This window comes from Pseudovibrio sp. M1P-2-3, assembly GCF_031501865.1.
Lineage (GTDB): Bacteria > Pseudomonadota > Alphaproteobacteria > Rhizobiales > Stappiaceae > Pseudovibrio > Pseudovibrio corallicola.
The window spans coordinates 499,411-520,668 of sequence record NZ_JARRCW010000001.1 but is presented as its reverse complement, the minus strand read 5'-3'; the positions used below and the strand labels follow the sequence as shown (position 1 = coordinate 520,668).

The window sequence follows — 21,258 nt, the reverse complement described above, 5'->3', positions numbered from 1 at the left end:
TCTCCTGTTTCAGCCCGTCCAAGAACTCTTTGGCCCAATATAAAGTGATAGGGGCCCGTTTATTGACTAAAGCTTGTCTAAAACATGGCTATACTCCATGACAAGACAGAATTAACGCCAAGGCAGGCCAGATTTTGGATAAGAATTTAATGTGTTTTTTCTGTCAGTGCCTTATGCGAAGGCCAGCCTCTATAGTATTACTGTGAAAACTATTTGGACTCTCGGCTGCCCTGAAATTGCTATAGGTATAACGGGCAGTTAAAGCAGCACTTTTTGAAAAAGCCCAAAGAACACCAAGGGAACCTTGCATTTCCCTCTCCGAGCCGGACATCCCTTTATAATCCCTATAGGAATAGCTAAGGGAGGCATCAGCAACCAGATCCTGCGTTATCTGACGGGCATATTGCAACTCGCCTGAATAAAGGATGGAGCCGGAAACACCTTCTAAGTGAGAGCTGTCGAAGTAAGTAACCACGGACGCACTCACTGTATCGCGCCGCGTTGGAGACCACACAAAGGCAGTATCGAACAAGAGCCCTTGAAGATTTGGCAAATGGTGATCTTCTGGCCGTTCCTCTCGCCAGCCAACGGACACCTCTCCCCTCAGCTTGGGTCCACGGTCCAGATTAAAGCCCGTTCTCAGATGGTATCCAGTGGCATCCCGGTTAAACCCACCCGCACAGCACCGGTCATACTTGCGCAGCAAGACACCACCTTCAACAAACGGGGCCACCATTCCCCCTGCATTCATGGAGAGACGCAAGCTGGCGTCAAACAAGGAGTTGTCCCTATCTTCTTCAGCGCGATCACTGCCTTCATCATAAAATGTGCGCTCAATGCCAGCTTGGGCAGAAACCAGCATGGGACCTATTTCTTTTTCCACGCTCACCGCTCCGCGCAGGTCATGTACCAGATCTGTCCTGCCTGTTTCACTGGCATTTTCCGCGGAGGCCCGTTCTTCACGGGTCAGGGAATAGGATGTTTGCAGGCCGACTTCGAACCCGCCTTTCAAGTCCAGACGCAACTGCCCCCCTGCCCCCACCTGAGGCTGGTCATCTTCCGTGTCTTCAATGAACGACTGCAGACTACCTTCCATATAGGCTTCGGCATAATGGCGATCCCAATCCGAACGCAGAGCGACAAAGCCCTCCAGCCTATAAAAACTGCTGCCTTCCCCTGATGCGGAGCTAGATGCGTTATCCGTATAGCCCCAGCCCGCACTCAGCTCGGGGTAAAAAAGAAAAGAGCGTAACCGCAGCCCCTCGGGCCGGTCTGACAGGGTATCGCCATCAAACACGTCAAGCATGGGGTCGGGAGCTACCAATTGCCCCAGTGCGGCCACCCGTTCCGCACGTTGCAGCTTTTGGGCAAACGAGGCCTGTGGCCCCTGCCGGCGGCCTTCACTATATATGCGCGTTAAAGATGAAAGCTCCCGCCCGTTGGTCTTTACGGTTCCCTCAAGCACATCTTCGTCCGCAGCTCCATCCATCAAACCACGCAGAGGAGGCGCGTTTTCCTGTGCCTTAGCATTGCTTGTCAAGCCAGACAAAGCCGCTACACCAAGAATCACTGTCAGATATTTAATGGATGCTTTCATAGTTGGGAAAAAAGAACTCTCTGCAATATATTTCCGACGCACTATGAAGAACAATGGGTCAATTGTAGTTAATAGACCCTTGAATTTTTATTAGAAAGTTTGATTGTTCTGCGCATAAATTGGCTCTAGAAGCTGAATAACCTTGTGGTTAGAACATCAAAATGACAGATTCTTTGAGTTAACAACTGTCCATTTTCGGCAACAGACCACCTAAATTCGGGCGCAATAGAAGAGTATCGTAGATGCATATGCCTTCGTTTCAGCAACGGGAAGAAACCAAAGTGGAAGTCAACCAGGAATGGCTGAATTCCGCGTGTCGCACGTTGGAAGCAGAGAAAACCGGCGTTGACTCGCTGTTGACTTCCCTCCAGAACGGACTGGGCGCTCCATTCTTGAAAGCCGTTGAGACCATTGGCCAATCCAAAGGCCGGGTTATTGTTTCCGGCATCGGTAAAAGCGGACTGATCGGCACCAAACTGGCCGCCACCTTCGCATCCACAGGCACGCCTGCCTTCTTTGTTCACGCAAGCGAAGCCAGCCACGGTGACCTTGGCATGATTACCGAGGAAGACGTTGTTATCGCCATTTCCTGGTCGGGAGAAACGCAGGAACTGGCAAGTCTTATCGCCTTCACCCGCCGCTTCCGTGTGCCGTTAATCGGCATTACCTCCAAATCCGAGAGCGCGCTTGGACGGGCCTCTGATATCTGTCTGGAATTGCCAGCTGTTCAGGAAGCTTGCCCGCACGGCCTTGCCCCCACCACCTCCACCTTGATACAGATGGCCATTGGGGACGCATTAGCCATTGCCCTGCTGGAAGCGCGCGGCTTTACCGCCAGTGACTTCAAGGTCTACCATCCGGGCGGAAAACTGGGTGCCACTTTGCAGCATGTGCGTGATGTCATGCACTCCGGCCCAGAAGTCCCTCTTGCCCCTGTAGGGACTTCCATGCGCGAAGCTATTGTCTTGATGACACAAAAGAGCCTTGGCGTTCTGGGTATCACCAATGGCCTTGGCCAGCTGGTTGGCATTATCACCGATGGTGACTTGCGCCGCCATATCAGTTCCGACTTCCTCGACAAACCCGTTGAAGAGATTATGACTGCGGACCCTAAAACGGTCACGGAAGATCTGCTTGTGGGCGCGGCACTGGACATGATCAACACAATGGGCATCACGTCCCTGTTCGTCGTGGACGGGAAACGCCCTGTTGGCATCGTCCACCTGCATGGCTTACTGCGTGTGGGAGCAGCTTAACGCTGCATTCCGTTTGATCGGGTTCGACCAAACAGCAAGAGTTTGCTCAACATAAATATGTTAGAGCGCAAAGCGTGAATACAAATGAACGTGATGCGCTCTAACTGCACACAAGGGCTATGCCCCTAAAACCCTGAGGGCCGCTCAAGACGTTGGCCCGCTTTTGCTATTGACTATCCGGAACGCTCTTTTCCTGCGTAACCTCATGCAGCCAAGAGCTGATTTTACGCATCGCCGCACTGTTATTTTGAGGATCATAAAAATCTCCAATAGGGACATGGGCCGTTTGACTTGGGCTCCCTTTGGTATTTTCGAGCAGCAGTCGTTCCGTATTAGACCCCCACGTCTCATAAACTTCGTTGGTACGAACTGAATCCACGACCTTGTCCTCCAAGCCATAAATAAATAATGCAGGGACATCACTTGGCGCCTTTTCCGACCGAAATGCCAGATCTATGAACTGGGCGAGAGGCAAGAGGGATTTTGTGGGATAGCAAACAGAAAAAGCATAGAACTCTCTCAAGGTTGCCTGCATGTTATCACAGCGGGTTGGGCCTAAGAGTGCACGTACCACGAGAGATGCATAGGGAGCCGTGATCAAACTTGTGCCGAAATACTCAAGCTCATATGAGGGAGAAACTAAGATAATAGCTGCAATATCCTCTTGGTATTCATCCTTGGTTTTTAAAAGCCAAGTGGCTAATGCTCCCCCCAAGGACGTTGCTATGATGATTGTCTTGTCCCCAATTCTCCGGCCCACCTCGAAAGCCTCGGCGGTATCGTTCACCCAGTCATTATAGGAGACTTCCCCCATGGCTTTGATGGTACGCCCGTGGCCTGCCAACCGCGTATAAAACAAATTGGCCCCCAGCTCAGCTGCCATATTATCCGGTATGGGGCGGATTTCCTCTTTACTGGTCGAGAACCCATGAATGCTTACGATGGAATAGGCTGTCTTCTGCTTTGAAGCTGGGTCATTCCAGATGATCTGCTTTTGCAGGCCCGGTTTTATATCGGCAAATTTAGCCTCCTCATGCAGAAGATATCCTTCAACATCCTCAGGGATCTGTGAGGGAGAAAAGCTGAGTGAGATGGGCGTGAAGATCGTTGTGTGCCAGCCATATCCGACAAAAATGATAATGAGAACTAATAGAATCCAACGCATATGTGCCCCAATCAGCTTTAATTTCTTCCAGCTAGGCGGGTACCATTTCTTAATCCGACATCGCAGCACTGTGACAGATGGTATTTACAGACAAAACATAAACTTGAATGCCTAATAAACTACCCAAGCTGGAAGTGGTAACACGGCACCCGTCTGCCCGGCCTGAGCAATAAATTGAGGGATTTTATCTTGCGTGGAGAGGTCGATATTGACGGTGTCTGCGGAGGGTAAACGCCGCAGATCACCACATTAGCATAAAAAATAAAAGTTAGAGTGCGAAGAGCGAATGGAAATGAGTGCGACGTGCTCTAAGTCACCTTTTGCACCTTCAAGCTCACCCCTTCAATTTCCACAATCTTCACTTTGGTTCCAACGCTCGTATCATCCCCGCTGATGCGCCAGATGGTGCCATCAATATGCAAGGTGCCCTGACCGTTCTGGATCGGATCAGCCAACACAAATTCACGCCCAAGGTAACGGGAGCCACGCTGGTTCAGCTCCGGGTCGCCCTGCGTCCTGGTGATTTTCATCATGAAAGAGCGGCCAAGAACCAGAGAAACCACGGAGGCCGCGAGAAACAGGCCCAAGGACCATTGCCAGCTCAGTTCCACAAACAGTGCAACCCCGCCCACAATAAAGGCCGCGAGGCCAAACCAGACGAAAATCCATCCGGGCGCGGCCACCTCCAACCCCAGAAGAAGCAGGCCAAGAACCCACCACTTCCAAGGGCCAAGCATATTTACAAGATCAATCAGCGCACTCATTCACTGTCCTTCGAAGTGCCCACACTTGGCACGCGGGAAGAGGAACGGCGCTCCTTTGCTTCCTGCGAGAAAGTATCCTTGGCAATCTCGGCAATTCCTGCCAGTGACCCGATCACGCTGGTTGCTTCCATGGGCACAATGAGGGTTTTCTGGTTCGGAGATTTTGCCAGCTCACCAAAGGCCTCGACATATTTATTGGCCACAAAGTAATTGATTGCCGCCACATCTCCTGTGGCAATAGCCTCTGACACCAACTTTGTTGCCGTTGCTTCCGCTTCGGCAAGACGTTCTCGGGCTTCTGCATCACGGAACGCGGCTTGCTGGCGACCTTCTGCCTCCAAAATCAAGGACTGCTTGACGCCTTCCGCCTTGTTGATTTCCGCTTGGCGGTCGCCCTCGGCTTCCAAAATCGAGGCGCGCTTTTCACGCTCTGCCTTCATCTGGCGGCCCATGGCGTCCACAAGGTCAACGGGCGGGTTGATATCCTTGATCTCGATGCGGGTGACCTTCACTCCCCAAGGCTCGGCAGCAGCATCCACCACGCGCAGCAGACGGGCGTTGATTTCGTCGCGGTTGGAAAGAAGTTCGTCCAGATCCATGGAACCCATGACACTACGGATATTGGTCATGGTGAGGTTGAGGATGGCGTTTTGCAGGCCCATGACCTCATAGGACGCACGCGCTGCATCCAGCACCTGATAAAAGGTGACACAATCAGCGGTGACAGAGGCATTATCCTTGGTGATAACCTCTTGTGCCGGTACGTCCAGCACCTGTTCCATCATGTTTACCTTGTAACCAACGCGGTCCAGAAACGGGATGATCAGGTTAAGACCCGGCTTCAAGGTCGTCCTGTAACGCCCGAACCGCTCGATGGTGTAATTATAGCCCTGTGTGACTGTTTTGATCCCCGCAAAGAAGACGAGAACGATAAACCCCAGCAGGGCGATTAGGAAAATATTTAACCCTAAAAATTCCATAGATAAACCCACTCTCAATATTTAAAAATTACGGAGATTCCACAAAATATAAGTACACTTTTTATAGAGTGTTCTTTTTTGCATTCCAAGAAATTTCAAAGCTTTGAAAAGAGAGGCGTAAAGGGCGCAGCCGGGTTGCAAAGCATGCCGGATGCGCTCGCGTCAGACTGGCACGATCTGCCTATTCACATCAAAAGGGCTTTAAATCCAGCCAGCCAGCTCGTTCTTGACAATGGCATGGATGGTTTTCATGCCCGGTTCGCTGTCATTAAGGCAAGGGATGTGAGTGAACTGTTTGCCGCCATTTTCCTCAAAAATTTCCGCGCCCTCGCCAGCAATTTCTTCCAGCGTCTCCAGACAGTCAGCTACAAACCCCGGATTCATGACCGCGATTCGTTTCACGCCCTCTTTAGCAAGCTTTTCGATGGTTTTGTCCGTGTACGGCTGAAGCCACTCTTCAGGGCCGAAACGGGACTGGAAGGTAACCTGCAGCTGCTTCTCATCCATACCCAGCTTTTCGCGCAGCAAACGCGTGGTTTTCATGCAGTGGCAATGATAGGGATCCCCTTTTTTAAAGTAGCTCTGGGGAATTCCGTGGTAGCTGGTGAGAATGACCTCCGGCTTTTCCGGCAACTGCTCAAGCGTCGCCTCCACCGAGGCTGCCAGAGCATTCACATAGACAGGGTGGTCATGATAGGGCGGCACTGTGCGCAGGGCCGGTTGCCAGCGCATGTCCATGAGCACGCGGAAAACCTCATCATTCACGGTTGCCGTGGTGGATGCGGAATATTGCGGGTAGAGCGGGAAGACAAGAATTCGCTCACACCCTTCGTCTTTCATGGCCTGCAGACGGGAGCGGATGGACGGATTTCCGTAGCGCATGGCCCAATCCACCTTCACGTCAGTTTCTTCAAACTTGAAGGCCTGCTTCAGTTGCTCGCTCTGGCTGCGGGTGATGGTGCGCAGCGGGCTTTCATCCAGCTCGTTATTCCAGATTTCCTTATAGGCTTCGCCGGATTTTTGCGGGCGCTTGGACAGCACAATTCCATGAAGGATGGGATACCAAAGCAGGCGCGGCCACTCGATAACACGCCGGTCTGAAAGGAATTCTTTCAAATAGCGGCGCATGGACCAGTAGTCGGTTCCGTCAGGAGTTCCAAGGTTTATCAGCAAAACGCCAACTTTTCCGGCGTCAACAGGAGGGTGCTCGTGTGGCAATGTCCCCGTTGGCGCCTGTGTGGTGCTTTGTGCTCCTGACATTGGATTCTCCCTTTAATTGCATAGAGCATTTAAATAGAAGGAGTTTCCCCCGACTCCAAGAGTTCAACAAAGATATCCTAATATAAAGTGGCGCTGCCCCCGCCTAGAGCGTCCTCTCGTCGGAAATAACCTTACCATCATTAGGAAGAGTACCTAGGTCAACCAGTTCCACATCCCCCGACAGCCCTGTATTTTCCTTAAGGGCTTGTTTGAGTTCCCCTATCAAGCTCTCATCCTGCCGTGGTGATTCTGCCAGTAAGATCATGTGGTCGCGCTCCTGCTTACGCAGCACATTCAGGCGCAGCCGCCCCAGTTCCCCATAGGATTTGCTGATTCGGTTGATTTGAACCGGATCCACAAACATACCCTTGACCTTGGTGCGCTGGTCGGCACGGCCCATCCACCCTTTCAAACGCATGTTGGTGCGCCCGCAAGCCGAGGCACCTGCGACAACCGCAGAAAGGTCTCCTGTAGCGAAGCGGAAATAGGGGTAGCCCCCGTTCAAAGTGGTGACAACCACTTCGCCCACGTCTCCCTGCGCCACCGGATCACCGGTGCCGGGCGTGACGATTTCCACCAGATAGCCCTCATTGACCACCATTCCCTCCTGAGCTGAGCTTTCATAGGCAATGACGCCCAATTCCGCTGTGGCATAACACTGCTGCACGCGAATGCCCCTGTTCAAATAGAACTCCCGGAGGGAGGGAAACAGCGCGCCGCCGGAGACAAGCGCTTTGTCGATGCTGGAAATATCAGCACCCAGTTCATCAGCCCGCTCTATTATAATTTTCAAGTAATCGGGCGTGCCCGTATAGGCCGTTGGGCGGTAGCCGGAAATGGCGGCAACCTGCAAGTCCGTATTGCCCGTACCTGCCGGAAAGACCACAGCACCCAAGGCCCGAAGGCCTTCATCCATTATGAAGCCGCCCGGTGTCATGTGATAGGAGAAGGTGTTGTGCACCCGCTCGCCCCCGCGAAAACCTGCGGCATGCAGCGCGCGTGCGCAGTTCCACGGGTCTTTGCCACTGCCCTGCATTTCCCAGATGGGGCCGGGAGACATGAACACACGCTGCAGACCAAAAGAACTTCCATTGGACAAGCTTCCCAGCCCGTTTTCTTCGGCCAGCTTCGCAACCAGATCGCTCTTGCGTAAAACGGGGAGGTTTGCCAGTGCTTCGCGAGAGGTCACGCTGTCAGGGTCTACCCCTTCCAAATGCGTGTGCCAGCCCTGCCCGGAGCCTCTGGCCTTTTTTAATAAAGCGGGCAACTGCGCGAATTGGTCAGCTTCCCGTTTTCCCATCTCTCTGGTTTCCAGATGGTCATAAAACTCCAAATCCATTCCCCCACTCCCATTTCTGCGGGCAGGCATCCGGTGCTCTTTGCCCTGCCCCCGTATTCGCTGCGGCCTGCTAGTTCCCCAGCCCCACCTCGTCAACAATTCCGCCAGAGCACCCTTGTTTTGCAGAGGGCGCATTTTCCAAGAGATCGGCAAAGGCCGCCCCTTCATTCAAGGTGCCTTGCAAATGAATTCTCAATTCTCCAATCAATCTGCGGCCCCCAACCACATCACAGTCCACTTCCACCTTGGCACCGGCCCCTTGGCCAAAAGCTTCATCAAAGGAATTTCGGATGTCTTCCGCCCCGATGTAATCTCCGATATTTTCAGAAAACAGGGTGTTCACTGCAGACAGGTTCAGCTGTTCCATAAGGTCCAGCGAGTGATCAAAATATTGCTGCGCAGTGCTGCCGTAGCAGGTGCCGTGTTTATACCACTCGTGGCGGTGCAGGTAGGAGGCATAGCCGGGCATGATTTTCTCAAGGTCCTTGCGAAGCTCTTCACTCAGCTTCAACTTGGGAAGTTCTTTCCAGTTGCCGTTCTTGTCTGTCAGGCGGATCACATCGGACACACCGCAATAAACGTTCCCACGGGGCTGTGGCCACAGGCCATGCAGCACAAGGTTGGAGGCATCGAAGCGGTTCGAATTTTGTGTTTTACATTCGGTTTTACTTGGTCTGGTTTCGCAAAAAGACGGTTGCCAGCTGGCGGCAAGAACATAGGCGGGGCTGCCATCAACCCCTGAACCAATCTCACCCGAATTCCCACGACCCTCGCCCTGTTCCGCCTGTTCTTTGCTCAAGTACTCCCCGCATTTCGCGTTCACCCACCTTTGCTGCGGTTTCGTCTCCTCAATGAGGATTTGATAGTACTCGACGGGTTCCTTGTTTTTGCCGATTAAAGTGTAAGCTTCATTCACATTTACAGACAGCTCACCCGGATTGGTTCTTTTTTTGAAGGATTGATAGGCCGGACAGGATTGTTTGGCGACAAAATACCCCTCCATTTTGATTTGAGCAGAGGCAGGCCCTGCCAGAGATCCAACAACCCCTAAAGCCACCAGTAAACGTGGAAATATCATCGACTTCTCCATGAACAACACCCAGCTTCGCTGCGTTTTTGCCTATTAAACCGATAGTCTGTTTAAATCCCATGACTACAACCGGCTATGAAAAATGTATTTCCACCCCAGCTTGAAAGCGGTGTGGTGCTCGAGGGTACACCACACCGCAGTAGGTCAATATCATCAAGCACTTGCTGCTTGGGGGCAGCGCTCATGCTATCAACCTAAGCCAACCAGCGTTTGCGGCGCTTGTAGTGCTTTACATTTTTGAAGGATTTACGCCCCTCACCGCCAACGCCCAAATAAAACTCTTTCACATCCTCATTCTCTCTCAAGGATGCAGCGTCCCCATCCAGAACAACGCGCCCTGCTTCCATAATGTACCCGTAGTCTGCGTATTTCAGTGCTACATTGGTATTCTGTTCGGCCAGAAGAAAAGACACACCCTCTTTCCGGTTCAGCTCTTTTACGATTTCAAAGATTTCTTCCACCAGCTGCGGGGCAAGGCCCATGGAAGGCTCATCCAGCAAAATCATCTGCGGCTTGCTCATAAGTGCCCGCCCGATGGCGCACATTTGCTGTTCCCCGCCCGAAGTGTAACCCGCCTGTGATGAGCTCCGCTCTTTGAGCCTTGGGAAATAGGCATAGACTTTTTCCAGATCCCGCTTGATGGCCGCCTTGCCGTCCTTACGTGTGTAAGCACCGCTCAAGAGATTGTCTTCTATGGATAAATGGCCAAAACAGTGCCGGCCTTCCATGACCTGAATACAGCCACGGCGCACCAGCATGTTAGCCGATAATGCCTGAACTTCCTTTTCATCAAACAAAATTGTCCCTTTAGTTACCTCCCCCCGCTCGGCCTGAAGCAGGTTGGAGATGGCTTTCAGCGTGGTGGTTTTACCCGCGCCATTTGCCCCCAGCAGAGCGACAATCCCCCCTTTGGGAACGGTGAGAGAAACGCCTTTGAGCACCAGAACCACGTGATCGTAAATCACTTCAATATTGTTCACGCTCAAAATATTGGCCCCGTTTAATTCGGGGGAAATTTGGTGTTGTGCTTGAACGGCCATAGCAAAGGCTCCGGTGAAAACTGGTTTTCTCGTGAAGGGAAGCGGGCAAAACCACCAGCCGGCTTCCCTTTTTCGTTAAACGCGCTTAATTGCAGGCAATGCCATCGCGGCCCGGCCACGGCGCATTGTTCCTGGCGTATTCGGCAGCCTTTTGCGCTTCCAACGGGGCAATCACCTCCCGATCAGCCAACAGCATATCGCCGGACTGGGTGAACTTCTTGCCGTCCCACTCCAGAAGCCATGCACCCGCATGCCCTGTGTGGTTATCGCAGGAAGTGGAGAAGGGAGCGGCCATTCCGGCCATACCAAGCTCTTCCAAAGTTGCCTTAGAAATATCCAGATTTTCCAGCCCCCAGCGCATTTGTGATGGCGTGATGTCTGCGGTCCCAAAGTGCTTTTGCGCAGCCTTTATGCCCTCAACCATGATCATGGACATGACCACACCGCGCTGATAGAACACCGTGTCCAGATCAGCCTCGGATTTCACATAGGACTTACCCGCATCCACCACGTGTTTCTTGATGTCGGCAATGACCGGATAGTCGCCCGGAACGTTGAAGGACAAGGAACGGTAACCCTTGCCCTTGTTGCCCAGCGCTTGCAAGTCTCCATCAGAGCCGGACCACCAAACGCCCACGAACTGATCCATTGGGTAGCGGGTTTTGGCTGCTTCGGTTAGTGCGCCCGCATTCATGGCACCCCACCCCCACATAACCACGAAATCAGGCCGTTCGCGGCGGATTTGCAGCCATTGGGATGACTGGTTCTGCATTTCTTTCAGGCCCACGGGAATGGTGAGCAGCTCGAACCCGTGTTTGGCGGAGAGCTTTTCCATTAAGGGAATAGGCTCCTTGCCAAACGGGTGATCCAGATGCAGCAGGGCGACTTTCTTACCCTTGAGGTTATCGAGGTTCCCCTCGCTGATACCCTGCAAGATCATGGAGGCCCCATCCCAGTAAGACACTGGCGGGTTGAACGCCCATGCAAAGGTATTGCCGTCGGACATGGGCGAGAAGCCATAACCGGGAGCGAGGATCGGGATTTTATCAACGTTGGTGCGTGGCAGAACCTGAAGAGTAATACCTGTTGACCACGGCTGGGTGACAATGGCATTGCCCTTGGTCTTTTCATAGCACTCCACACCCTTTGTGGTGTTGTAGGCGGTTTCGCACTCTTCAAAGTCGATCTTGATACCGCCAACGCCCCCGTCCCGTGCGTTGAGCATTTCCACATAATCGCGCTGGCCGTTCATCAAAGGTGTGCCGGTGGCTGCAAAAGGTCCGGTGCGGTAGGCCATGTTTGGTGTATAAAGCCCTTCCGCCGAGGCCATGACCCCGCTGCATGCCAGTGCAAGCGATCCCGCAGCCAAAAGCTGCGCAAATTTAGTTATTTTCATTCCGTTTCCTCCCAGTTTCTCCGGTTCGGAGCACCTTTCCCAAGCTCTCCCAAAGCTCTTAGTGGGGGAAAGGCCATATAATCAGTTTTTCGCGGATCAAGCCCCAAAGACGGGCTAGACCCAGCGGTTCCACAATCAGGAAAAAGATAATCAAGGCCCCCACGATCATCACATTCACATGCTCCATTGAGGCGGAGTGCACCTCAATGCCCAGCGCCTGCGGCAGGCTATTCAGGACAACCGGCAGGGCCACGATGAAGATGGCGCCCAAGAAGTTGCCCATGATGCTACCAAGGCCACCGATGATGGCGATGAACAGGATTTGAAAGCTCATGGGAATGTCGAACAGGTTCGGCTCTGCCGCCCCTTTCCATAAAAACACCATGAGCGCACCGGCAATACCCACCACATAGGAGCTGACCGCAAAGGCACTGAGCTTGGCGCGCATGAGGTTGATGCCCACCAGCTCGGCGGCGATATCCATATCCCGCACCGCCTTCCACATGCGCCCGTAACGCCCGCGGGTGAGGTTGATAAGTCCGAAGGTGATGACACTCACAACGCCCAGCACAAAGTAGTACTGTGTCATGGCCGTTGCAGTCGGGCCGGTGACCGTGAGGCCGAACAGATCCAGCGTACGCACTTCAATGGCGCCCGAGGCGTTGTAGTTGTAAAGCCATGCCCATTTCTCGAAGAGCCAGACCAGAAAGAACTGGGAGGCCAGTGTGGCGATGGCCAGATAAAAGCCCTTGATGCGCAAGGACGGCAAGCCGAAGGCCACGCCAACGGCAGCAGAAAAGCAGCCGGAAAGTGCCAGCGCCAGAATCAGGTTCATTTCTGGAAATATGGTCGTGAGCTTGTAGCAGGCATAGGCCCCAACGCCCATGAAACCGGCGGTGCCCAGCGAGAGCTGGCCGGCAAAGCCGGTGAGGATGTTAAGGCCCATCGCCGCAAGAGCATAAATGAGCACCGGCACCAGCAGGGCCTTAAAGGTGAACTCGCTGGCGGTAAGCGGAAACACCACAAATGCGGCAAGCAGCACCACCATGAGCAGCCATGAATCCTGCTTGATAGGAAACAGGGCCTGATCTGCCTTGTATGTGGTTTTGAACTGGCCGGAGGTATTATAAAACATCTGGTTTCCCTCCCTTATACGCGCTCGATGATGCGCTCACCAAACAGCCCTTGCGGACGGAACAGCAGCACAATGAGGGCCAGAATGAAGGCGAACCACGTTTCCGTGTTGCCACCTAGCAGCGGTTGACCCCAGTAGATTTCAAAGAGCTTTTCCAATAGGCCAATGGCAATGCCGCCGATGATGGCACCGGAAACGGATTCCAACCCGCCCAGCATAAGCACCGGCAGAGCCTTATAGGCAATCACCTCCAGCGCGAACGACACCCCTGCCCGCGCACCCCACACGATGCCGGTGGCAAGGGCTATGACACCGGCAATGAACCACACAATCACCCAAATCGTGGAGAGGGAAATTCCTACCGACAGCGCCGCCTGATGGTCATCTCCCAGCGCGCGGATGGCGCGGCCCATAGCGGTTTTGTTCAAAAACGTGAGCAAGGCAATGACCAGAACCACCGCCATGCCAACGGCGGCAAGGTCCTTTTGCTCCAGCAGCACGAAACCGCCGAAGGGCTCGAACTCGAACGCGCCCGTTGGAATGCCCAGCGCCTCGGTGATCATAACTTTGTTTTCGCCGCCAAAGACGAATTCGCCAAAACCCACGAGAAACAAGGTAATGCCAATCGTCGCCATGAACAGGATGATGTCGGGTTGGCCGACAAGCGGGCGCAGCACCACCCGCTCCACCGTCATAGCCAGCACATACATCACCGCCAGAGTGAGCGGCAGGGCCAGCCATGCAGGCACGCCTTTTTCATGCAGGCCCACCAGCGTGAGCGCGGCGAACACCACCATGATGCCTTGGGCAAAGTTGAAAATGCGCGAGGATTTGTAAATCAAGACAAAGCCCAGCGCGATGAGTGCATAAAGCACGCCCGAGACAAGCCCCTCCCAAAGGACCTGAAGCAGAAAGTCCGGCGCGTCATACATTTGAACAAACGGATCGACAAAAATATTATATAAAAGTTCCACCTGAGCCCCCCTTAGTGTGAAACGCCAAGATAGGCATCAATGACTTCTGGATTGTTTTGCACGTCCTCTGGCGGGCCATCGGCAATCTTGCGGCCATAGTCCAGCACCACGACGCGATCGGACAGGTCCATCACCACGCCCATGTCATGCTCGATGAGGGCGATGGTGGTTCCCATCTGTTCGTTCACCTCAAGAATGAAGCGGCTCATGTCCTCTTTTTCTTCCAGATTCATGCCCGCCATAGGCTCGTCCAGAAGAAGTAAGTCCGGCTCCATGGCAAGGGCCCGGGCCAGCTCCACCCGCTTTTGCAGGCCGTAAGGCAGCTTGCCCACGGGCGTGCGGCGGATGTGCTGGATTTCCAGAAAATCGATAATCTCTTCAATGCGCTCACGGTGCTCGATCTCCTCGCGCAGGGCGGGGCCATAGTGGAGCAGCTGCCAGAATATGTTGCGCTTCATGCGCACCGAGCGCCCTGTCATGATGTTGTCCAGCGTGGACATGCCCTTGAACAGAGCCACATTTTGAAAGGTGCGGGCGATGCCTTGGCTCACCGCCAGATGCGGTTTCATGGAGCGCCGGTGCTTGCCTTTGAAGGTGATCTTACCTTCCTGCGGCTGGTAGAACCCGTTGATCACATTGAGCATGGAGGTTTTACCGGCTCCGTTTGGGCCGATGATGGCGCGAATTTCCCCCTTCATAACATTGAACGAGATATTGGTGATAGCCTTCACACCGCCAAAAGACAGGGAAACATTTTGCAGATCCAGAAGCACATCGCGCTGTTTTTCCACCTGCTTCCCCTCTATTGCGGAACTAACCAGAACATTCATTCTGCTGCCTCCATAACCGCTGCACCCGCACCGCTGGCATGGGGCTGTAGATCTCTGATTTCCACGGTGGCCTCGATGGTGCCGGAGCGCCCATCCTCAAAGCTCACCGTTGTCACCACATGCTTGCTGGTGCTGCCGTCATAAAGGGCGGTGATGAGCGGTTCATAACGCTCGCTCACAAACTTGCGGCGCACTTTGAGCGTGCGGGTCAACTCCCCGTCATCGGCATCCAGTTCTTTATGCAGGATCAGGAACCGCCGGATCTGCGCCTCTGCCATGAGGTTTTCGCGGGCTAGATCCTGATTGACCTGATCTATGTGCTCCTCGATCATGCCATAGACCTGTGGGTGCGCGGCCAGCTCCTGATAGGAGGCATAGGCGATGTTGTTGCGCTCGGCCCAGTTGCCCACGGCCACCAGATCAATATTGATGAAGGCAGTGGCAAAATCCTGCTGATTGCCGAAAATAACCGCCTCTTTGATATTGGGAAAGAACTTGAGCTTGTTCTCGATATATTTAGGCGCAACCATATGACCGCTGGTGAGTTTGCCCACGTCCTTGGCGCGGTCGATGATTTTGAGATGTCCGTTTTCCAGGATCATCCCAGCGTCCCCCGTCTTCACCCAGCCCTCGGCATCTTTGGTTTCCTTAGTGGCCTCTTCATTCTTGAAATAGGCGTTGAAGGCACCGGGAGAGCGGTAAAGCACTTCGCCATTCTCGGTGATTTTCAGTTCCACCCCCGTAAAGGGAGTTCCCACTGTATCGGGATAGATTTCCCCGTTTGGCTGGGCAGTGATGAACACGCTGGATTCCGTTTGCCCGTAGAGCTGCTTCAGGTTGATGCCAAGAGAGCGGTAGAACCGGAAAATCTCCGGTCCAATGGCCTCTCCCGCTGTGTACGCCACCTTGACACGCGAAAAGCCCATCTGGTTCTTCAAGGGCGAATAGACAAAATAGGACCCGAGCCCATAAAGCACCCGCTCGCCGAGTGTCACTGTCTGCCCATCCAGAAGCCGACCGCCGATGCGGTTTGCCACTTTCAAAAAATAGTCGAACATGCGCTTTTTCAAGCCACTGGCATCTTCCATGCGCACCATCACATGGGTAAGCAGGCCTTCAAACACACGCGGCGGGGCAAAGAAGTAAGTGGGCGAGATTTCCTTGCGGTCTCCCAGAACTGTCTCCATGTTTTCAGGACAGTTGACGCAATAGCCAGCCGTATAAGCCTGCGCCACAGAGAACACATGGTCCCCCACCCACGCCATGGGCAGGTAGGCCAGTGTGCTTTCCGTGTGGTCCAACCCATCAAAACTATTGGCGTTTCTGGCGGAAATGATGAGATTGTCAAACGTGAGCATGACGCCCTTGGGGCGGCCCGTGGTACCGGAGGTGTAGAGCATCACCGCCACATCGCTTCCCGACCCGTTGGCAATCCCTTCCCGCCAATGCTTACCTGAGATGGTAAATTGCTGCTGATGGCGGCGCCCTATCTCCTGAACCACCTTGAACTCACTCAGGTCCGTGTGGTCATAATCTCGCAGGCCCTTCGGATCCTCATAAATAACATGGCGCAGCTCAGGGAGGTTTTCGGCAATGGACAAAACCTTGTCCACCTGCTCCTGATCCTCCACAATGGCCATCGTGACTTCTGCATGCTGTAAAACGTAGGACATTTCATCGGCAATGGCATCCGCGTACAAGGGAACCGGCACCCCGCCGATCGCCTGCACTGCCACAATGCCCCAATAAAGCTGCGGGCGGTTGGCGCCGATAATGGCAACCTTTTCACCTTCCTTGCAGCCCAGCTGTTTGAGCCCCAAAGAGAGGTTCTTCACTTCCTCATAGGTCTCGCGCCAGTTCCACACCTGCCAGATGCCGAGGTCCTTTTCCCGAAAAGCCGGATTGCTCGGCCATCGCTGTGCATTTTCAAGCAGCAGCTTAGGAAAAGTATCGCCACCCCCTCCCGTTGGCTTCGTCATTCCCCCTCCCCTCATGTTCTATGCATGCAGAACATGTTTTTCTATTTCAAACCAAAGTATTGAACCTCAGCACATGAAATTCTCGCCCTCCCAAGCCAAAATCTCAGCAATAGAACAAAAAATATGACTACCGCATTCAACTAGTAGTCACATTTTATCTACATTATACTTTAGTAAGACCCAATAGCAAATCATTTAAACCTAGAGTATCCAATAGGAATACATTATCTATTGTACTATAGTCGACAGAAGCTTTAAGTTTTATTTTGCATCGCAATAGAACAGTTAGGGAAGCTTCCACCACCCTCCACCCCATACAAGAGAACTGCGGCTACCATGCTATAGATTTCAATGGGATACCCTGCACGGTGGGCGAGCCGAGACAGGCTGAGCAGCGCACAAAAAAACCGCCGAAGAAGCCTCCGGCGGTTTAATATTCATATCTTGAAACACCCTATCCGTAGATGACTTCCGGCAGCCATGTTGCCAGCACAGGGAAGAACCACAGGATCACCAGCATCAAGACCTGAATGAGGACAAACGGAATGATGCCCAGATAAATATCCGAGGTCTTTACCGTGGGCGGCGCAACACCGCGCAGATAAAACAGGGCAAAGCCGAACGGCGGAGTGAGGAACGATGTTTGCAGATTCACTGCCATCATCACGCCAAGCCACGCCGGATCCATGGGCTGGCCGTTGGGCATTTCCAATTGCAACAGAACAGGTGCCACAAGTGGAACCACAACAAACACGATCTCCAGAAAATCAAGGAAGAAACCCAGAACAAACATTACCGCCATAACCGCCACAATGGCGCCAATGGCTCCGCCGGGAATGCCGTTTAAGATATCGTGCACCAGCTCTTCCCCGCCCAGATCACGGAAGATGAGTGAGAAAAACGTTGCGCCGATGAGGATGACAAAGACCATACAAGTGATCTGTGTTGTCGATTCCATCACCGGAACAAGGACCTTTTTCGCCAGAACCCTGTAAAGAGAAACAAGGATACCAAAGGTGAAACCGGCACAGAAAATGGCGGCAAGCACTATGCCGATCATATCCTTGGTGGGTATGACATTGCGGGCAACGCGCAAGTCCATAAACGATGTGAGAGTCAATACACCCACAAGGGACACCACAGCCACATAGATTGGCCATGCCCGCTGCTCGTTCAGCCGGTATCCTGCCAGCAAAATGGACCCCACAGCCCCCACGGAGGCCGCTTCCGTTGGCGTGGCAATGCCCATCAAAATGGAGCCTAGAACTGCGATAATCAGGGCCACAGGCGGAATGAGTGCATGTAGAATCTGAGAAAGCGAAGGCGCGTCCCCTTCCCGCTCCGGCATGGGCGGAGATTTATGGGGCTGGGTAAACGCCACAAATAGCTGATAGGCAATATAAAGGCCCACCAGCGACAGACCCGGCAGCAGGGCACCGGCAAACAGGTCTCCTACCGAGAACGGTTCCGGTGACCAGTTACCCATTTCCCGCTGCGCTGTCTGATAGGCATTAGAAAGCTGGTCCGCCAGAAACACCAGTACAATAGACGGGGGAATGATCTGCCCCAGTGTACCCGAGGCGGCAATGGAGCCGCAGGCAACGCGCGGACTGTAGCCATTGCGCAGCATGGTTGGCAGGGACAAAAGGCCCATTGTTACCACCGTTGCACCAACGATGCCGGTAGAGGCGGCAAGCAATGCGCCCACGATGGACACGGAAATACCAAGTCCGCCGGGCATGCGGCCAAACAGGCGGCCCATTGTCTCCAGTAGCTCCTCAGCCACTTTGGAGCGCTCCAGCATAACACCCATGAAGATGAACAGGGGAACGGCAATGAGCGTTTCATTGACCATGGTGCCGAAGATGCGGCTGGGGATGGCCCCCAAGGTGACAGAACCACCAAAGAAAGTTGAAATCAAAGCGAAAATGAGCGCAACGCCCGCCAAAGTAAAGGCGACCGGAAAACCGGCCATAAGGCAGATACAGGCAGCTGCAAACATAAGTATATCAAGAGAATGAAGGATACCGTCCATCTCCATTACTCCTGACTGATTTTGAAGCTCTCCAGAGCTTCTTTATCGCCCCGCAGAGCGTAACTGGCGCGAATGATAATGGCGATGCCCTGCAAGCCAATCATCACCGCAAAGGCGACAATAGCACTTTTAAGCAAGTAGCGCCCCTGAATGCCAGAGGTTTCCTGAGACCCCTCCAGGATTTCCCAGGAGCTGACAACATAGCCCCACGACACATCCACAATAACAGCGCACATAGGCAGAAGGAAAAAGATACAGCCCAGCAAATCCACGAGGGCTTTGGCCTTCGGATTGGCATCGCGGTAAAATATATCCACCCGCACATGCCCATCAACACTCAAGGTGTAGGCCGCTGCCAGCATGAACAAAAACCCATGCATATACGTGATGGATTCCTGCATCCAGATGGAGCCAAGCCCAAACACATAGCGCATGACCACGACAGTAAACTGGACCAATACAATTCCCAGCGTCAGCCAGGCACATGTCCGTCCCACACCACTATTAAAAGCGGTAATCAGATTCATGAGGGCGCGCATCCCCGCCTCTTTTTGTTGCAGCCATTCCAGAGCATTGCCAATACATCTATGAAAAGCTTCAGAAAATAAGGGCCAAACACCTCCCGGCCCCAAAGAAACCGGCTTTCCGCAGGACTGCGGAAAGCCATCGCATCACCTAAAAATAAGTGCAGCTAGCCCAGAACGCGCTCGCGGGCTTCAAGGTAAGCACCCTCGGAAATCTTGTCCCATTCACCAACTTCGGAGCGGGCTTTGATGTAGCTCTCATAAATGCGTCTGGACAGATCATCGGTCTGACCTGCTTCCTTCACGACATTTTCAGAGACACCTGCAATAGCGTCAAACACCGGATCAGGGAACTTCTTCAGCTGAACATCATGTTTCTTGACCAGTGTTTCCAGCGCTGCACCGTTGTTCCAGTTGAACTCGGAGAACATGTAGTTGTTTTCCGCCATACAAGCGTTTTGGACAATGGCTTGATCTTCTTCTGAAAAACTTTCCCAGAGCTCTTTGTTCACGCCGCATGAAAGGCCGGCACCTGGCTCATGGAAGCCGGGGTAATAATAGAACTTGGCAACCTTGTAAAAACCAAAGGCCAGATCGTTCCAAGGGCCAACCCACTCGGTCGCATCAATAGCACCTGACTGGAGAGCTGGGAAAATTTCACCGCCCGGCAGCGCAACAGCAGTGGCACCCAAGCGGCGCAACACTTCGCCGCCAAGGCCCGGCATGCGCATTTTCAAGCCCTTCAGGTCTTCAAGGGAGTTCACTTCCTTGTTGAACCAGCCCCCCATTTGCAGACCGGTGTTGCCTGCCATGAACGGCTTGATGTTAAACTCGCCTGCAAGCTCGTCCCAAAGCTGTTGACCACCGCCAATGTTGATCCACGCATCCAGCTCGTTCGCTGTCAGGCCCATTGGAACGGATGTGAAGAAGTTGAAGGCCTTATGCTTGCCCTGCCAGTAATATTCAGCGCCGTGATAAAGATCGGCGGTGCCGCTGGACACTGCATCGAAACTTTCAAAGGCTGGAACCAGTTCACCGGCAGCATAAAGCTTCACGGAGAGACGGCCACCGGACGAGGCGGTGATGCGGTCTGCAACGCGCTGCGCTCCTGTGCCAAGGCCCGGAAAATTCTTCGGCCATGTTGTCACCATTTTCAGCTCGCGCTTACCTTGCGCCAATGCCGGCGCGGCAAGGGTTGAAGCTCCAGCAGTTGCCCCTGCGGCCAAACCAGCGTTTTTCAAAAAACTACGACGATCCATAAAAACTCCTCCCACGGGTTTCTTAAGGCAGTCTTTTGAGGTGAAAACCCGATATTCTCCCACCTCATAGCACAATCTTATATTGCGATTTTTTACATTACTTTTTTAAAGCGCATCCAGAGACCAGATACAAGCAAAACCGAAACGCTTTCTACGAATTATTTTACAAGGTAAATTTCTGCATTAATCTGCTATTTTTTTCATCATTTTAGAAACTATCAGAAAGAGAGGCTGTCCTGTACTTTTGTTAAATATCTTTTTCCTAGTAATTGTGTCTCAATATACAAAGATTACCTAGTGAAAATACGAAGAAAATCGCAATTCGAAAAAATAAATTAAAAGTATAAGAAACTTAACAGAAAACTCCGCAAGAAAACCCAGCTGTATTTCATAGATCATATTTTGTAATTAGTTTTTCTGGGGTCCACACCCTTGAGTATCTCCAATACCAGAAGCGCCTGCAGTTACTTTAAAACTGCCGAAAATACGGGCAATGGAACGGGTGGTTTTCCAAGTTTTCTCACAGGCCGTCATAAACAGTTTATGGTCGCGCGCCCATGCCGAACAGCGCGAACCACAAAGGCACACTAAGAGAAGACCAAAGCATAAAGGTGCATTCCTCAGCTCCAGAACGC

Annotated in this window: 17 protein-coding genes; 1 reads left to right on the top strand and 16 read right to left on the bottom strand. The window is 52.9% G+C overall.

Going from position 1 to position 21,258, the window contains the following annotated elements:
• Positions 1 to 163: 163 nt before the first annotated feature.
• The gene (locus P6574_RS02485) at positions 164 to 1,597 is read right to left on the bottom strand and encodes an outer membrane beta-barrel protein (protein WP_310618813.1); all 1,434 of its coding nucleotides are present in this window, start codon (positions 1,595 to 1,597) and stop codon (positions 164 to 166) included.
• 242 nt (positions 1,598 to 1,839) lie between these two features.
• Between P6574_RS02485 and P6574_RS02480 the strand changes: the two genes are divergently transcribed.
• A complete protein-coding gene (locus tag P6574_RS02480; protein WP_310618812.1) occupies positions 1,840 to 2,853 on the top strand; it encodes a KpsF/GutQ family sugar-phosphate isomerase in 1,014 nt (337 codons plus the stop codon).
• 166 nt (positions 2,854 to 3,019) lie between these two features.
• On the opposite strand, the gene P6574_RS02475 is transcribed toward P6574_RS02480, so the two are convergent.
• The 15 genes from P6574_RS02475 to P6574_RS02405 all read right to left on the bottom strand — a co-directional run bounded on the left by P6574_RS02475 (position 3,020) and on the right by P6574_RS02405 (position 20,623).
• The gene (locus tag P6574_RS02475; RefSeq protein WP_310618811.1) at positions 3,020 to 4,018 is read right to left on the bottom strand and encodes an alpha/beta hydrolase; all 999 of its coding nucleotides are present in this window, start codon (positions 4,016 to 4,018) and stop codon (positions 3,020 to 3,022) included.
• Positions 4,019 to 4,326: 308 nt separating this feature from the next.
• Positions 4,327 to 4,782: an NfeD family protein gene (locus P6574_RS02470; protein ID WP_310618810.1), complete on the bottom strand. Its 456-nt coding sequence runs from the start codon at positions 4,780 to 4,782 to the stop codon at positions 4,327 to 4,329.
• On the bottom strand, positions 4,779 to 5,762 hold the full coding sequence (locus P6574_RS02465; RefSeq protein ID WP_310618809.1) for an SPFH domain-containing protein: 984 nt from the start codon (positions 5,760 to 5,762) through the stop codon (positions 4,779 to 4,781). Before P6574_RS02465 ends, P6574_RS02470 begins: the two co-directional genes overlap by 4 nt.
• Positions 5,763 to 5,963: 201 nt before the next feature.
• A complete protein-coding gene (gene hemH / locus P6574_RS02460) occupies positions 5,964 to 7,022 on the bottom strand; it encodes a ferrochelatase (protein WP_310618808.1) in 1,059 nt (352 codons plus the stop codon).
• Between the two features lie 103 nt (positions 7,023 to 7,125).
• Positions 7,126 to 8,361, bottom strand: a complete 1,236-nt coding sequence (locus tag P6574_RS02455) for a phenylacetate--CoA ligase family protein (RefSeq protein WP_310618807.1) — start codon at positions 8,359 to 8,361, stop codon at positions 7,126 to 7,128.
• 70 nt (positions 8,362 to 8,431) lie between these two features.
• Entirely contained in the window at positions 8,432 to 9,439 is a 1,008-nt protein-coding gene (locus P6574_RS02450) for a ribonuclease T2 (protein ID WP_310618806.1), read from the bottom strand.
• Positions 9,440 to 9,645: 206 nt separating this feature from the next.
• Positions 9,646 to 10,491: an ABC transporter ATP-binding protein gene (locus P6574_RS02445; protein WP_310618805.1), complete on the bottom strand. Its 846-nt coding sequence runs from the start codon at positions 10,489 to 10,491 to the stop codon at positions 9,646 to 9,648.
• 85 nt (positions 10,492 to 10,576) lie between these two features.
• Positions 10,577 to 11,887, bottom strand: a complete 1,311-nt coding sequence (locus P6574_RS02440) for an ABC transporter substrate-binding protein (RefSeq protein WP_310618804.1) — start codon at positions 11,885 to 11,887, stop codon at positions 10,577 to 10,579.
• Positions 11,888 to 11,945: 58 nt separating this feature from the next.
• On the bottom strand, positions 11,946 to 13,022 hold the full coding sequence (locus P6574_RS02435) for a branched-chain amino acid ABC transporter permease (RefSeq protein ID WP_310618803.1): 1,077 nt from the start codon (positions 13,020 to 13,022) through the stop codon (positions 11,946 to 11,948).
• A gap of 14 nt (positions 13,023 to 13,036) precedes the next feature.
• Positions 13,037 to 13,954: a branched-chain amino acid ABC transporter permease gene (locus P6574_RS02430; RefSeq protein ID WP_405048127.1), complete on the bottom strand. Its 918-nt coding sequence runs from the start codon at positions 13,952 to 13,954 to the stop codon at positions 13,037 to 13,039.
• Between the two features lie 53 nt (positions 13,955 to 14,007).
• Positions 14,008 to 14,826 carry an ABC transporter ATP-binding protein gene (locus P6574_RS02425; RefSeq protein WP_310618801.1) on the bottom strand — a complete coding sequence of 273 codons (819 nt, stop codon included), beginning with the start codon at positions 14,824 to 14,826 and terminating at the stop codon, positions 14,008 to 14,010.
• Entirely contained in the window at positions 14,823 to 16,805 is a 1,983-nt protein-coding gene (locus tag P6574_RS02420; protein ID WP_310618800.1) for an AMP-binding protein, read from the bottom strand. The genes P6574_RS02425 and P6574_RS02420 overlap by 4 nt, the downstream gene beginning before the upstream one ends.
• A gap of 454 nt (positions 16,806 to 17,259) precedes the next feature.
• Entirely contained in the window at positions 17,260 to 18,840 is a 1,581-nt protein-coding gene (locus P6574_RS02415; protein WP_310618799.1) for a TRAP transporter large permease, read from the bottom strand.
• A 5-nt stretch (positions 18,841 to 18,845) separates the two neighbouring features.
• Complete coding sequence (locus P6574_RS02410; protein ID WP_310618798.1) at positions 18,846 to 19,367, bottom strand: TRAP transporter small permease subunit; 522 nt, start codon at positions 19,365 to 19,367, stop codon at positions 18,846 to 18,848.
• A 164-nt stretch (positions 19,368 to 19,531) separates the two neighbouring features.
• A complete protein-coding gene (locus tag P6574_RS02405) occupies positions 19,532 to 20,623 on the bottom strand; it encodes a TRAP transporter substrate-binding protein (protein ID WP_310618797.1) in 1,092 nt (363 codons plus the stop codon).
• Positions 20,624 to 21,258 lie beyond the last annotated feature (635 nt).

Coding starts and splice junctions, on each gene's coding strand:
- P6574_RS02420 (WP_310618800.1), bottom strand. CDS start 16,805: ATGACGAAGCCAACGGGAGGGGGTGGCGATACTTTTCCTAAGCTGCTG.
- P6574_RS02465 (WP_310618809.1), bottom strand. CDS start 5,762: ATGGAATTTTTAGGGTTAAATATTTTCCTAATCGCCCTGCTGGGGTTT.
- P6574_RS02435 (WP_310618803.1), bottom strand. CDS start 13,022: ATGTTTTATAATACCTCCGGCCAGTTCAAAACCACATACAAGGCAGAT.
- P6574_RS02425 (WP_310618801.1), bottom strand. CDS start 14,826: ATGAATGTTCTGGTTAGTTCCGCAATAGAGGGGAAGCAGGTGGAAAAA.
- P6574_RS02480 (WP_310618812.1), top strand. CDS start 1,840: ATGCATATGCCTTCGTTTCAGCAACGGGAAGAAACCAAAGTGGAAGTC.
- P6574_RS02445 (WP_310618805.1), bottom strand. CDS start 10,491: ATGGCCGTTCAAGCACAACACCAAATTTCCCCCGAATTAAACGGGGCC.
- P6574_RS02430 (WP_405048127.1), bottom strand. CDS start 13,954: ATGTATGACGCGCCGGACTTTCTGCTTCAGGTCCTTTGGGAGGGGCTT.
- P6574_RS02470 (WP_310618810.1), bottom strand. CDS start 4,782: ATGAGTGCGCTGATTGATCTTGTAAATATGCTTGGCCCTTGGAAGTGG.
- P6574_RS02475 (WP_310618811.1), bottom strand. CDS start 4,018: ATGCGTTGGATTCTATTAGTTCTCATTATCATTTTTGTCGGATATGGC.
- P6574_RS02455 (WP_310618807.1), bottom strand. CDS start 8,361: ATGGATTTGGAGTTTTATGACCATCTGGAAACCAGAGAGATGGGAAAA.
- P6574_RS02410 (WP_310618798.1), bottom strand. CDS start 19,367: ATGAATCTGATTACCGCTTTTAATAGTGGTGTGGGACGGACATGTGCC.
- P6574_RS02440 (WP_310618804.1), bottom strand. CDS start 11,887: ATGAAAATAACTAAATTTGCGCAGCTTTTGGCTGCGGGATCGCTTGCA.
- P6574_RS02415 (WP_310618799.1), bottom strand. CDS start 18,840: ATGGACGGTATCCTTCATTCTCTTGATATACTTATGTTTGCAGCTGCC.
- P6574_RS02450 (WP_310618806.1), bottom strand. CDS start 9,439: ATGATATTTCCACGTTTACTGGTGGCTTTAGGGGTTGTTGGATCTCTG.
- hemH (WP_310618808.1), bottom strand. CDS start 7,022: ATGTCAGGAGCACAAAGCACCACACAGGCGCCAACGGGGACATTGCCA.
- P6574_RS02405 (WP_310618797.1), bottom strand. CDS start 20,623: ATGGATCGTCGTAGTTTTTTGAAAAACGCTGGTTTGGCCGCAGGGGCA.
- P6574_RS02485 (WP_310618813.1), bottom strand. CDS start 1,597: ATGAAAGCATCCATTAAATATCTGACAGTGATTCTTGGTGTAGCGGCT.